The organism is Pseudoalteromonas sp. LC2018020214, from assembly GCF_016598755.1.
GTDB lineage: Bacteria > Pseudomonadota > Gammaproteobacteria > Enterobacterales > Alteromonadaceae > Pseudoalteromonas > Pseudoalteromonas distincta.
The window spans coordinates 2,295,515-2,309,282 of the sequence record NZ_CP066804.1 but is presented as its reverse complement, the minus strand read 5'-3'; the positions used below and the strand labels follow the sequence as shown (position 1 = coordinate 2,309,282).

Genomic DNA, 13,768 nt, shown 5'->3' with positions numbered 1-13,768 from the left:
GTGAATAATACAAGCATACCGAAATTATCAGGCATTGATCATTGCCATTTAAATGTTGATAACTTAGCTAATGCCGTTAAGTGGTATGAACAGGTTTTAGGTTTTAGCGTAGTGCCAGAGCTTGCCTTTTGGGATGAGGATGGGCGAGGCCCTTTAACGCTTGAAGATGCTTGTTCAACCACTCGTTTAGCATTGTTTGAAGGAGAGGGGCGCAGTAAAGGGATTGCATTTTTAGCCTCAGGGGATCAATTTATTCAATGGCGTATTCATCTTGAGAGTTTAAATATAAAAGTAGTTTTAGCAGATCATGGTGTAACGTTTTCTATGTACTTTAAAGACGAAAGTGGCAATAGCCATGAAATTACGTCACATGACTATCGTTATATAAAATCTTATTACCCAAATGTTGAGCTTGGCTCTCACAGTGCTAAAAAGAATTAGCTTTCTTGATTTGCATTTTTTATAGCAATAATATTGTCTAAGTTTTTTACTAATAGCTCGATTAGAGCGGGATCGAAATGAGTTCCTGCTTGCTCTTGCATATGCAAAACTGTTTTCTCTACACTCCAAGCCTCTTTGTAAGGGCGTTTTGAGGTAAGTGCATCAAATACGTCAGCTATAGCAACAATTCTACCTTCAACTGATATTTCTTCGCCTTTGATCCCGTTAGGATAGCCTGAGCCATCCCATTTTTCGTGGTGTTCAATTGCAAGTGTATGTGCAAGTTGTAGTAAAGGAGATGATGAGTTTGCTAAAATTTGCGCGCCAATGGTGGCGTGTTCTTTCATATGATCAAACTCTTCAGAGGTTAACTTTCCAGGTTTGAGTAGGATAGCATCAGGGATGCCTATTTTTCCTACATCGTGCATTGGGGCAGCTTGACGTAAAAGTTCTGCACGTTGCTCATCCATACCTAGTGCTAACGCTAATACTTTACTGTATTGGCTCATGCGCACTATGTGTTCACCCGTGTCGGTGTCTTTATATTCCGCTGCACGGCCTAGACGTTCCACTAAATCTACATGAGCTTGCTTTAATTGCTCTGCTTGTACTAGCGACAAGTGAGTATTAACCCTTGCTCTTACAATGGCAGGGCTTATTGGTTTAGTAATATAATCTACTGCGCCTAACTCAAAACCTTTGTATTCATCGCTTTCATCGCCAAGCGCAGTTACAAAAATAATTGGGATATGTGATGTTTTAGGATTTCTCTTAACAATTTGGCACACTTCAAAGCCATTCATATCTGGCATCATTATGTCAAGCAAAATTAGCTTTGGTAGTTCTTTTTCAAGAAGTGCTAGTGCGGCATCACCAGATTTAGCAAACGACATACGATATTGATTACCTAACACTTCGCGCATTACTTTTAGATTTGCAGGCTCATCGTCAACAATTAATACCCGTGGCCTATCTGTCGTAAAATCCATTAATTAATACTCATTGTTTGTTAGTTTTTCAAGTAAGGTTTCTAGTATTACGTGTGCTTTATCAAAATCAAATTCATCAAAGGCTTCGGCTATATCATCAACTTCATTTTGAAAGGTAGAAGGTGCGCCGCGTTGCAACTTTGCGAGTAGTTCATCATTTAATTCTGCGTTTTGCGCATCTTGATGAAGTGTTTCACACAGTGACTTAATTTCATCTATTGATAGAGTGTCTGAGCTATCATCTTCAGGCTTGCTATTTGGCTCATCGCAAGTATTTGATGACAGCAGTTGCGTTATAATAAGTAGTTCGTTTTTGATATCGTCTAAAAGACTAATAACTTTAGCATCACTTTGCTTGTGCTCTAAATCGGTTAATAACTTCATTAACGTTGTTAGCCCTAAGTTACCAGCAACACCTTTGAGTGTGTGAATGAGGCTATCGACATCTTTTATGTTTGATAATTTATCATTAAATAATCTCTCAAACCGCTTATCACTATCACTAACAAACTTAGTAATCTCTGTAAGTTGCTTACACTTAGAACCCCAAAGTGCTAATCCTTTTTCAAAATCTATATGCTGCGCTTTAGGATCGCTTTGCGATATAACCATTTCTTTTGCAATACCAAGCCCCAGCACTTGCGCTATTTCTTGGTTAAGCTGATTTATATCGACGGGTTTATTGGCAAAGCCATTCATGCCTGCTTTTTTAGCCGTAAGCTTATCTTGCTGTAATACGCTTGCTGTGAGCGCGATAATTGGCGTGTACTTAAGCTGCCTTTGGTTTTCTATAGCTCTTATTTTTTGTGCTGCTTGTATGCCATCACACAATGGCATATGTATATCCATTAAGATGACATCAAAGTCTTGCTCTTCAAATACTTTAATCGCTTCAAGTCCGTTTGACGCTTTGGTAACTGAATGCTGATCGCGTGATAGAAGCAAAGACAGTAGTTCTGTATTTTGCTCTATATCATCAACTACTAGCACTCTAAGTGCAGGCAGTTGGGTGTGTAGACCATCAAAATAATCTATTTTAGATTCGTCACCTAAAGTAAGCGGCAATGAAAAGTAAAAACAGGTGCCTTTACCTAGCTCACTTACTAAGTTTATTGTTCCGCCCATAAGCTCTACAAGTTGTTTACTTATGGTTGTACCAAGGCCTGTACCACCAAAGCGGCGAGTAGTAGTGCCATCGGCTTGTTCAAAAGGTTGAAATACAGCTTGAATACGATCTTTTGCAATACCAATTCCGGTATCTTGCACTTCAAAAAACAGATGCTGATTTTGTGTCATGCCAACGGTGACCGTAACAGAGCCTTCTTCGGTGAACTTAATCGCGTTACCAATTAGATTAGTGAGTACTTGTCTGAGTCGATCTGGGTCGCCGTAGTACGTAGAACTTACTGATTCTTTAATATGGAGTTTAAGTTCTAAATCTTTCTTTTTAGCCTCTAACCAAAAAGTAGAAATAATACTGTCTATCACTGGTTTTAAGCTAAAGTGGACTGGCTCAATGGTGAGCTTACCGCGTTCTAGTTTTGCAGAGTCGAGAATTTCATTTAACAATCTTAGCAATGAACGCGCTGCATTATTTACGGTAACCAAGTGCTTTTGTTGTTCTTGATCAAGTGGGGTGTCCATTAATAGATCGCTAAAACCTATTATAGAATTCATTGGGGTGCGTATTTCATGGCTCATATTAGCCATAAAAGATTGCTTTGCATGAGCAGCTTCTTCAGCTTTAAATTTAGCTTGCTCTAGTTTTTCTTCATATTCTTTGCGTTCAGTAATATCGACTAAAACACCATCAATCCACTTTGGGTTGCCTTGAGCATCAAAGTCGATACTCCCTTTATCTAACAACCACAAAATTTTGCCATTTCTATGTCTAATTCGGTATTCAATAGAATATTGAGACTTTGCATCAACAGCTTTAGTGACTTCATCAACTATTTGTTTTTGGTCTGATTTCAAGACCAAGTCATTAAACTCGATACAATGCTCTGTAAACTCATTTGGGTTATACCCTGTAAGCTCAATTATATTTGGACTAATAAATAACATAGTCCAGTTGTCATCAAACTTGCATCTAAACGCGACTCCGGGCATGTTATCGATAAGAGAGCGGTATTTTTGTTCTTTCTCTTCTAAACTTTGCTGCAAAGCGCGTTGTTCGGTCAAGTCGGTGATGAAGCCAACATATAAAGGGTTATGGCCCGGCTGATTTACTTCGCCTATACCTAAGCGAATAGGAAAAACATGTCCGTTCATGTGTTTTGCATATACATCACGGTTTATGCCTATTATTTTACCTAGATCAACATTGTGAGCATTTAAGAGGTATTCGTCGTGGTGCTTGGCAATGTTATCGTCCATTAGCATTTTTACGTTTTTGCCTTGAACTTGGTTTTCTTGCCAGCCAAAAATTTTACTTGCGGCTTCATTAAAACTTAAAATAATACCAGCATGGTCAATGGTAACAATGCCATCTATAGCGGTACCTAAAATAGCATTTAGACGGGATTCTTTTGCCGACTTATCCTCAAGTAGCATGCGATAGCGAACCATACCATTTATTACACCAACCACGCTTGTAATCGCGATAGTTGCTGTGGCGACTGCAATGGCGATAAAAGTTAGTCCTGCGGTTGCGTTAGCATCATCATAGATTAGTGGCGATGTAGCTACAAAACGTGTAGCGGCCATACCCATATAGTGCATACCAGCAACAGCACACCCTAAAATAACAGCGCTAATTGAGTTATTTTGAAGAGGTGATAAAGAGGGTAAAAAACGCTCAAGATTAAAGCGACTGTAAAGGGCTATAAAGGAGAGGGCTACAGCAACAATGATTGATAACGCAAATATCAATGGATCATATCTAAGTAAAGGAGCAAGATCCATTGCAGCCATGCCGCTATAATGCATAGTGCCAATGCCGGCTCCTAGTAACACGGAGCAAATCGACAATACTTTTAGATTCCCTTTACTATTTACTAGCATTGATACAGCGTACTGACATGCAATAAATGCTGGTATAAAAGAAAGGAGAGTGATTGTTGGATCATAATCAATATTAGTACACAGTGAAAAGGCAAGCATACCAATAAAGTGCATACTCCAAATACCAGCCGAAAAAACAGTTGCAGCGGTCACGTTTGCTAAACGTTGGTAGCTAGGAAATTGAGTTTCTTTTGCGAGATCTATAAGTCGAATGGTGAAAAAGGCTGCAAAAATAGCAATTAGCAATGACATTGAAACTAATAGAGGATCGTAAACGCCATTAATGATTAAGCTAGGATCTTGGTCTGTGATAAAAAAAGCTGATAACATAATGGCTCAAAATATAATCTTTATTTATCAAGTTTAATCTAATTAATTAATAAATAAACTGTTAATTCAATGAAGTGATTAAAATAACGAATTTATTACTTTTAGTTTTCTTTTATTTATCAGGAAGTAGTTTTTTAGTTGGTGTTTTTTATTCTAATGTATTGCCTTTAACGGGGCTAAGTTCGATTTATATGGTCATATTTAAGTTTCTATCGAGCAACCTTAAGAAAACTAATGAATTGGCTTAACTAAGCGAAAATTACACCTTATTTGGTTTTATTAGTTGCTGGTGAATTTTCTCGTAGCAATATCATTAATGAGTATGAAAGTGTTTGAATATCAGTTAAAGAAAAGTATAAAACGTAAAACGGTTGCCATTAAAGTACATAACAAGAAGGTGACTGTATATGCCCCTCAATTTGTTAGTAATAAACACATCCAAGAATGGCTTTTTGATAAGCAGGTGTGGGTAAATGCTCAATTAACTAAACAGCACAATATTGCTGATAGCAGACAGAACCCGCTCAAAGACAAACAAATTTTAATCTTTGATAGCATTGTAAACATAGAATTTAAGCAAGGTATTAAGTCCGAAGCACTAAACTGTAACGACAGCTTGCTTATTACACACTCTTCGCGCGTTAAAAATACTTCGCAAAAATATCAGCAACTTCTTGAAGAATATTTAAAAGAGCAACTAACTGCATATATAGAAATGCGTTTAGCGTACTTCTGCGCACAAATGGATGAAGAATTACCTACGAGTCTAAAAGTAGCTATTTATAAGCGAAAGTGGGGAAGTTGTAATAGTAAGCGAGAGCTAACATTTAATTTGCATTTAATCGGAGCGCCTTATCATGCTATTGATTATGTGATTGTCCACGAGTTAGCGCATTTACGTCACTTAAACCACAGCAAAGCTTTTTGGCAACACGTTGATCGTTTTTTTCCTAATTATAAAGCATCATCAACATGGCTAAAGAAAAACAGTATGAGTTTACAATGGGTATTTTGAAGTTACCTGAATATAGGAATATAGGAATATAGGAATATAGGAATATAGGAATATAGGAATATAGGAATATAGGAATATAGGAATATAGGAATATAGGAATATAGGAATAGTAGAGAAGTGGTGGAGGGAGCTGGATTCGAACCAGCGAAGGCTGAGCCGTCAGATTTACAGTCTGATCCCTTTGGCCGCTCGGGAACCCCTCCACACTAATTTTATTGCATTTGGCCCCACTTAACTTAGCGGTAAGAAAAGTGGTGGAGGGAGCTGGATTCGAACCAGCGAAGGCTGAGCCGTCAGATTTACAGTCTGATCCCTTTGGCCGCTCGGGAACCCCTCCAATGCAACGGCGCTGATAATAGCAAATTGCGTATTTAAGTAAAGAAAAAAGCTAAAGAAAATTGAAATAAAGCCGATAAATATCTATCAGTTACCACAATCGACTAAAGACTATGCAAATAGATGATTTGTTAATCACAGAGAGTCAGTTAAACAGTAGGCTCAATAATAGTGTGCATGAAAATCGCCGTGGCGAATTTTCTCTACTATTAGCGATGCTGTCACATGACGCACTCGACTTTAGCCAATTTCATTTACCAAAAACTGAAATAGATAATTTAGTTATAGAAGAAGAGGCATTAAGAAAGCAATTTGGCGCAGGTCCAAAGCAACTTTTAGCCCCTGATGAATACAATATGTTGGTTGGACAGTTTAATGCATCATTAATATCTCAAGAAGGGGAGCGCTGTGGTATGACAAGTATTAAGTTAAGGCAATGCTTAAGCCCTGAACCACTTGCGATTAGAAATGATGATAAGCATATTCCACTTAATATAATAGATAACTGTGAGCTTGCTGTCAGAAGAAGAATTAAAAGCGAACAAACACAACTAGCGAATCCCCCTATAAATGCAGCTGCTTTTTACGACAGCCTTAATAATGATGCAATACATCAACCACTTCAGCTTATTGCGGTGTGATATATGATTGTAATAATCATCAGTTAATATATGCTTTATAACGGGTCTGCTTTATATATTTGCTAATAATTGATTTAATGAAAAAAAAGCATCCAAAAATTAAATGCAATTGCTATAATGGCGTCAAATGGTATGACATGAAATGCCATTATCATTAAACCAAGGTAATTAGGAACGTAATGAAGAAAACATTCACGCTAAATCACGAGAAAATCAAATACCCTCGTATGGTTGATGCTGCAAAGCACGAAGTGAAAAAATATTTGAAAAGAGAGCGTAATAAAACGCTACCTGAAGATGCTGACTATTGGGCATTTGACTGTAAGTTTGGTAACACAGCTGAAGATGCGCAAGTTGTGCACGTTGCTGAATTAAGTAACCAAATTGGCGAAATTGAAAAGCAAGGTTTGACCTCTTTCTACGTAGAGATTTTAGCTCGACCTGCTCAACGTCAGCAATTAGATTTAGATGATGACGAATAATACTTAACTAAATTAAGTATTCAAAGTTATAAAATGAGCCCAAGTGGCTCATTTTTTGTTTTTATGCAGTAAAGATTTACTAAAAAGTATTTTTATTAGTAACCAATAAGTAGAACCCCTCTTAATTAACATTTGCATAACAAAATGTGATGCTATAGGCTGTTTTTAATTAAAAAAACAAAACATTTTTACTATGCCAATAAATTACTCTGACCATCAATTAAAACTAAGTTTAAAGAATTCTAAAGTACTTATAGTTGACGATCAGTTATTAAGCTTAATCGTATTGAAAAAAATATTATCTGAGCATTTTAATGTGACAACAGCTGGAAGTGGTGAAGAAGCAATTGAAATTTGTAATGTAAATGTACCCGATATAGTCCTACTCGATATTAGTATGGGTGGAATGAGTGGTATTGATACATGTTTAAAATTAAAAAATAATACTGAAACACAGGATATCCCAGTTATTTTTGTTACATCCTTTGAAAACGAAGAAGAAGAGTGTTGGGAAGCCGGAGCTGTTGATTTTATTAAAAAGCCGATTATAAAAGAAACACTATTTAGAAGGGTTCGTGCCCATATAACGTTAAAATTACAACACGACTTACTCAATCAAAAAGTATTTTTAGATGATTTAACTAAAGTATTCAATCGCCGTTATTTTGATGCACATTTTTCTAAAATGGAACGAAGCGCCTTACGAGAAAAAGTTGACTATGCGTTATTACTCATCGATATAGATTACTTTAAGCAATACAATGATATCTATGGTCATGTGCAGGGGGATACGGTGTTAAACCTAGTAGCACAAACTATTACTAATAGTTTGCAAAGGCCAACCGATTTTGTTGCGCGTTATGGCGGCGAAGAGTTTGTAGTTGTTCTACCGCATACAAGCACTGAAGGTGCAATTTGTGTTGCTGATAAAATTAAACAAAATGTGGCCGATTTAGGAATATTACACAAATATTCAGAATATGATTTTGTGACTATTAGTATTGGCGGTGCAACCCTACAACCATATGTAAATAACAAAAACACGTTGCAGATCGCAGATGAAAAAATGTATGAGTCTAAAATGCAAGGGCGTAACAAAGTGTGTTTTTAAGTTTAGTTAGCTAATAAATCACTCTGCCACTTAAAAACACCTTTTAGGTGATAAATATTAAATAAGATTATTTATTACATGCTATGACATTTTTTGTACTTTTTATTGCTACCGCATGGGCAGTCATCATTTCTGCCTACTTTAATATCTTCAACAGGATATATAGTGCCATCTAAATAACGCCATTGAGTGTTTTCTTTAATAAACAGCGACTTTTCGTGAAGCTCACAAAATAAGTTTTGATAAAAATATTGGGCTTTAAATTCTACCGTTCCAGTATCACCATCATGGCTTGAGTCAATTAAATCAAGATTTATAAATCGACAGCTGTTAGCAAAATCATTGATTTCTTTAACCGGATTCTCAGCTTGTTTTTCTTTTGCGTAGGTTTGATAAACATATTTTGCATTTTTAATAACATAAGCGCTGAATCGTGAGCGCATAAGTTGTTCAGGAGTGTCAGCTTGCTTAACAGATAAGTGAAGCGGCTCGCAGCAATCGGCATAATTGTGCCCACTGCTGCAAAAACATAATGTGGTATTGAGTGAAGTCATAATAATAATACAAAGTCTAAAACATTAGTTTAACAAGCTTATTGAGCGAGTGGTATCTCTGTTGTTTGAGCGTTTTTAGTAAAACAATATAGTTTTGTATTCGTTTTACTCAAATCGAACGATAGATTTGTAAGTAGTTGGTTATTAACTATATCGGTCCAGGTAATTACCGCTGCAAAGTTTCCATTATGTAACGCAGAATTTAATACATACTCTAGATTTACTAGGTGCTTCTGTCTAATAACAAGTAATTTACTTGTATCAATAGAGCATGAGTCAAGTAAAGCTTTGCTAGGTACATGATCTGGTGCAATTAATAACGTCCATGCATTAGAGCTATTATATTGGTGTAATACTTTTAAAAGCTCAAAGGTCGCTGAAATTTCATCTTCAATTTGGATCAAATTTACGCAATCGCTTTGCTCGTCTTGTTGGTAACTTTTAACTGTTCTTACGGTAATAGGCTGTAACATAATTTCACTCACTGGGTTTTTATACAGTATTCATATACAGTAGTTTATACAGTGCTTTCGTGCAAGCATTTTATGCTATTTATTTGTACAGTTATTCAGCTTTTGATCATTGTTTTTTGTTTTTAAATCTATAATTCTTTATTAATCAACTTGTTATAGACTTGTTTTTGAGGGGGTATTTTTAAAATAAATTTTTGAGTCATGTTTTCATTTGTGGGTTTTATACTGTGTAGGAGTATCTTTGTAACTATATACAGTATTTTTCAACACTGTATACAGTACTTATAACTTAGTTAGTTTATGTGTTTTCACTGGTGCGAGGGATCATATGAGAAAACTGGAGTTGGTGGATTTGTTCGTACAAACTTGCTGCATAACATTGAGCATCTTTAAATCGCTTAGTTTCGATATGTTTGCGTATATCTGTAACCGCTGCAGTGGCAGGTGCGTACCCTTGGCTACTCGCTAAGCTCAACCACGCTACAGCATGAAATACACTTTGTGGCACGCCTTCACCTTTTACAAAAAATAAACCTAAATAAAACTGTGCTCTATGGTTTCCTGCCATTGCAGCAAGGCGCATCCATTTTGCAGCCAATGGAGCTTGATTATTTTTTAAATAATATAGGGCTTTATTAATAGTACTTTGCTCATCTTTTTTATTATCAATGGGCGCGGGGCTGCTTTCTGGTTGAGTAACAAAACCTAAAATGTTGTCTAGCTGTTGCTCTAAGTCTTGCTCACAAGGTGTTGTTTTAAGCATATTGGTTCATTTATTATTTTAACTACTTTAACAGTTTAGTATATAGCAAGGTAAAATGTCCTGTAAAAGATAATTTTTATGTTAAAATCTCGCCACTTTTTACTATCACAAGTTTATTATGTTTGAAGCCTTATTTAAACTCAGCGAAAATAATTCAACAGTTAAACGCGAATGCGTTGCTGGCCTAACGACCTTTATCACTATGGTATACATTGTATTTGTAAACCCGGCTATGCTTGCTGAGGCAGGGATGGATCAAGGGGCTGCATTTGTAGCTACCTGTATAGCAGCTGCGATAGGCTGTTTTATAATGGGTTTGTGGGCTAATTATCCATTAGCATTAGCGCCTGGCATGGGACTAAATGCCTTTTTTACGTATGGCGTCGTATTAGGAATGGGTTATACCTGGCAAGCCGCATTAGGGGCTGTTTTTATGTCGGGTTGTATATTTTTATTTTTAAGTTTATTTAAAGTCAGAGAATGGATTATTAATGCCATACCTCTGGTGCTCAAGCGAGCTATCGCAACAGGTATAGGTGCTTTTTTAGCCTTAATTGCCCTTAAAAATGCAGGCATTATTGTCTCAAGCCCAGCAACATTAGTGCAATTGGGCGACATTACTTCCCCAGGCCCATTATTAGCTATATTAAGCTTTTTTGTAATTGCAGCGCTTTTATACCGCGATTTTAAAAGCGGTGTACTTATTAGTATTTTATTAGTGACAGGCATTGCACTAAGTTTAGGGCTAGTTGAATATCACGGTGTTATGGCTATGCCACCATCAATAATGCCTACTTTTATGCAACTAGATTTTGCCGCCGCTTTTGATATATCAATGATGAGTGTTATTTTTGCATTCTTGTTTGTCGATCTTTTTGATACTTCGGGTACATTAGTTGCGGTCACTCAAAAAGCTGGTTTAGCTGATGAAAAAGGTAACATGCCTCGTTTAGGACGCGCACTAAGTGCTGACAGCTCAGCAACAATTGCAGGTGCGATGCTAGGCACGTCTACGACTACATCGTATATAGAATCGGTTGCTGGTGTTTCTGTTGGCGGACGTACTGGCTTAACGGCTGTAGTTGTAGGTATTTGCTTTTTACTAATGATGTTTTTTGCACCGCTTGCACAAATGGTACCGGCTTATGCTACAGCAGGTGCTATTTTATATGTCGCTGTACTGATGCTACAAAATTTAAAGTTTGTAAATTGGGATGATATGACCGATGCAATTCCTGTTACTGTGGTATTACTAATGACACCATTAACGTTTTCGATTGCGCACGGTATTGCACTTGGTTTTATATCTTATACGGCGGTTAAAGTTTTGTGCGGTAAGCAAGATCAAGTCAGTATTAGTGTTTGGATATTAACAGCCTTGTTTGTTTTCAAGTTTGCATTTTTGTCTTAATAGCTAACAAAAAATACAGAAAAGCCTGCATAAATTTAATTTGTGCAGGCTTTTTTAATAGTTATTTTTAGTATAAAAACGCTACCATTTCTTTTTAGGAGCAAACAATATATCTAAGTCGTCTTGCTCTTCTTCTGTTTTCTTTTTAAGTGCGCTTGCATTAGAAGCTCGCAGTTCAACACTAATTGCTTCTAAGTAACCTTCAACTTCCTGGCGTTTTGTTGTTACATATTCATCGGTGTATGTAACTGCATTGAGCGTTGCCTGTGCTTTTTCAAAATACTGTCTTGCTGAGCCAACCATACTTGCTGAGCGGGCAGATAAACCACGTTTTATTTGGCTTTCGATATTAATACGCAGTTGTAGTTTTTCAAGACGTTTATCTTCTAAAACAAAAACTTGGCTATCAATACGACCTTTATTATGTTCAGAGCGTAAAATTGAGCGTAATTTTTTAATACCTTGAATTAGGCCAACAAGCTGTTTGTCATTATTGGGTAACGTTAGGGCTTCACTGCTGTTGTCTAGAACTGCATTGGTGAGGTGCGTTTTAGCCTCACCTAAGCGGCTTTTGAGTGCTTTGGATGTTGGCGAACTAGTAACCATCGTGTTTAATGCTTCGTAAATACGGCGTTGCAATACACGGATTATATTTTCAGAAAGAGGTATATTGGCACTATTCATTAGTGCTTCTTCAGTTTCTTCTATTATAGCTTTTTGTTTTGTTAGCTCTTTGCGTCGTTCCGCTTCTTGTTTTTCTTTGTGTTGTTGTACAGCACTTACCCAAAGTGCAATCACAATCAATGCAACTATAAGCACTATTATAATAGAAACGATCATGGTGTAATTCTCGGATATATAACCTAATTATTTAATCTTACATTAAATATACGTTAACAGGGTAGCTTTGCGCCGATTAACTTAAAAAATACACCAAAAAATTGATAGGTTGAGCTCTTTATAAACCGTAGTCACCCTAAGGGCTTATAAACTAAAGCTGAATAAACATCGCTACCTGAAGCATATTTATTATGCTAGCCTTGAGCTCTAATCAGATAATTGCACACCTAAAGACCTAAAGTGATATTTTACGCAAATAACACTTGGTTTTAAGCGGTATTGCCTTTATAAATAATATGAATAATAACGTTAAAATTTGCAGCCATGAAATTACAACAACTCAGATACATCGTAGAAGTACAAAATCATAAATTAAATGTTTCAGCGACTGCTGAGAGTTTATTTACCTCGCAGCCAGGAATTTCTAAACAAGTACGCATGTTAGAAGATGAGTTGGGTGTACAAATTTTTGGTCGCAGTGGTAAACATTTAACGCATGTAACCGGTGCTGGCGAAGATATAATTAATATTTCTCGTGAAATACTCTCCAAAGTAGAAGGTATTAAAGCCGTTGCTAATGAGCATACGCTACCTGATCAAGGTAAGTTAAATATTGCCACAACACATACCCAAGCTCGTTATGCTTTGCCTAACGTGATTCAAGGGTTTATGAAAAAATACCCTGCGGTATCGCTTCATATGCACCAAGGTACTCCACAGCAAATATCGGATGCTGCAGCACGCGGTGATGCCGACTTTGCTATTGCAACAGAAGCACTGCATTTGTATTCAGATTTAGTTATGCTGCCTTGCTACCATTGGAACCGCAGTATTGTTGTTGCTAAAGATCATCCGCTCGCTAAAAAGGCAAATAGTTTAACCGTTGCTGATATTGCCCAATATCCACTCATTACATATGTATTTGGTTTTACGGGCCGCTCAGAGTTAGATAAAGCGTTTAGCGCACACGGGCTTGAACCACACATTGTATTTACCGCAACCGATGCTGATGTTATAAAAACATACGTACGACTGGGTTTAGGAGTTGGTGTTGTTGCTTCAATGGCGATAGATCAAGTGAGCGACACCGATTTAGTGTGTATTGATGCAAGCCACTTATTTGAAGCAAGCACGACCAAAATTGGTTTTAGAAAGGGCAGCTTTTTACGTACTTATATGTATGATTTTATCGAACGTTTTGCACCGCATTTAACTAAAGAGCGCGTGGAGCGAGCAAGCTTGTTACGTAACCAAGATGACGTAGATAAGTTATTTGCAGATATAGAGTTACCCGTTAAATAAGGTATTACATTAAACGAACAATAAAAAAGCTGCCTACTTTTAAATAGGCAGCTTTTCTTTTTATAGCGAGCTGA

At 36.8% G+C, this 13,768-nt stretch carries 13 protein-coding genes and 2 tRNA genes; 7 read left to right on the top strand and 8 right to left on the bottom strand.

Annotation, left to right across the window (positions count from 1 at the left end):
* The gene (locus tag JG479_RS10135) at nt 1-441 is read left to right on the top strand and encodes a VOC family protein (protein WP_200219124.1); all 441 of its coding nucleotides are present in this window, start codon (nt 1-3) and stop codon (nt 439-441) included.
* Here the strand turns inward: JG479_RS10135 and JG479_RS10130 are convergent.
* Together JG479_RS10130 and JG479_RS10125 are read right to left on the bottom strand one after the other, a co-directional pair.
* On the bottom strand, nt 438-1,430 hold the full coding sequence (locus JG479_RS10130) for a response regulator (protein WP_200219122.1): 993 nt from the start codon (nt 1,428-1,430) through the stop codon (nt 438-440). The genes JG479_RS10135 and JG479_RS10130 overlap by 4 nt on opposite strands.
* Before the next feature lie 3 nt (nt 1,431-1,433).
* Nucleotides 1,434-4,766, bottom strand: a complete 3,333-nt coding sequence (locus JG479_RS10125; RefSeq protein ID WP_200219120.1) for an MHYT domain-containing protein — start codon at nt 4,764-4,766, stop codon at nt 1,434-1,436.
* 316 nt (nt 4,767-5,082) lie between these two features.
* Here JG479_RS10125 and JG479_RS10120 point away from each other — a divergent pair, with 316 nt between their 5' ends.
* On the top strand, nt 5,083-5,781 hold the full coding sequence (locus JG479_RS10120; protein ID WP_200219118.1) for a M48 family metallopeptidase: 699 nt from the start codon (nt 5,083-5,085) through the stop codon (nt 5,779-5,781).
* 118 nt (nt 5,782-5,899) lie between these two features.
* Here the strand turns inward: JG479_RS10120 and JG479_RS10115 are convergent.
* Nucleotides 5,900-5,984: transfer RNA gene (locus tag JG479_RS10115), tRNA-Tyr, on the bottom strand.
* Nucleotides 5,985-6,033: 49 nt separating this feature from the next.
* Nucleotides 6,034-6,118, bottom strand: a tRNA-Tyr gene (locus JG479_RS10110).
* Nucleotides 6,119-6,230: 112 nt separating this feature from the next.
* Between JG479_RS10110 and JG479_RS10105 the strand changes: the two genes are divergently transcribed.
* From JG479_RS10105 to JG479_RS10095, 3 genes are all read left to right on the top strand, one after another.
* A complete protein-coding gene (locus tag JG479_RS10105) occupies nt 6,231-6,758 on the top strand; it encodes a VC2046/SO_2500 family protein (protein WP_200219116.1) in 528 nt (175 codons plus the stop codon).
* Nucleotides 6,759-6,937: 179 nt separating this feature from the next.
* The gene (locus JG479_RS10100; RefSeq protein WP_002961433.1) at nt 6,938-7,240 is read left to right on the top strand and encodes a DUF6172 family protein; all 303 of its coding nucleotides are present in this window, start codon (nt 6,938-6,940) and stop codon (nt 7,238-7,240) included.
* Between the two features lie 193 nt (nt 7,241-7,433).
* Nucleotides 7,434-8,351, top strand: a complete 918-nt coding sequence (locus JG479_RS10095; RefSeq protein ID WP_039487354.1) for a GGDEF domain-containing response regulator — start codon at nt 7,434-7,436, stop codon at nt 8,349-8,351.
* A gap of 74 nt (nt 8,352-8,425) precedes the next feature.
* Here the strand turns inward: JG479_RS10095 and JG479_RS10090 are convergent, their stop codons facing one another.
* The 3 genes from JG479_RS10090 to JG479_RS10080 all read right to left on the bottom strand — a co-directional run bounded on the left by JG479_RS10090 (nt 8,426) and on the right by JG479_RS10080 (nt 10,141).
* Entirely contained in the window at nt 8,426-8,905 is a 480-nt protein-coding gene (locus JG479_RS10090; protein WP_039487357.1) for a YchJ family protein, read from the bottom strand.
* Between the two features lie 38 nt (nt 8,906-8,943).
* Nucleotides 8,944-9,378 (bottom strand): SulA-like leucine-rich domain-containing protein, encoded by a 435-nt coding sequence (locus tag JG479_RS10085; protein ID WP_002961428.1) that lies wholly within the window; start codon nt 9,376-9,378, stop codon nt 8,944-8,946.
* A gap of 298 nt (nt 9,379-9,676) precedes the next feature.
* On the bottom strand, nt 9,677-10,141 hold the full coding sequence (locus JG479_RS10080) for a tetratricopeptide repeat protein (RefSeq protein WP_002961427.1): 465 nt from the start codon (nt 10,139-10,141) through the stop codon (nt 9,677-9,679).
* Between the two features lie 118 nt (nt 10,142-10,259).
* Between JG479_RS10080 and JG479_RS10075 the strand changes: the two genes are divergently transcribed.
* Complete coding sequence (locus JG479_RS10075) at nt 10,260-11,552, top strand: NCS2 family permease (RefSeq protein WP_010555089.1); 1,293 nt, start codon at nt 10,260-10,262, stop codon at nt 11,550-11,552.
* Nucleotides 11,553-11,633: 81 nt separating this feature from the next.
* Here JG479_RS10075 and JG479_RS10070 read toward each other — a convergent pair whose 3' ends face one another.
* Nucleotides 11,634-12,392, bottom strand: a complete 759-nt coding sequence (locus JG479_RS10070; RefSeq protein ID WP_024606544.1) for a hypothetical protein — start codon at nt 12,390-12,392, stop codon at nt 11,634-11,636.
* 324 nt (nt 12,393-12,716) lie between these two features.
* Between JG479_RS10070 and cysB the strand changes: the two genes are divergently transcribed.
* A complete protein-coding gene (gene cysB, locus JG479_RS10065; RefSeq protein WP_002961670.1) occupies nt 12,717-13,694 on the top strand; it encodes an HTH-type transcriptional regulator CysB in 978 nt (325 codons plus the stop codon).
* Nucleotides 13,695-13,768: the final 74 nt, after the last annotated feature.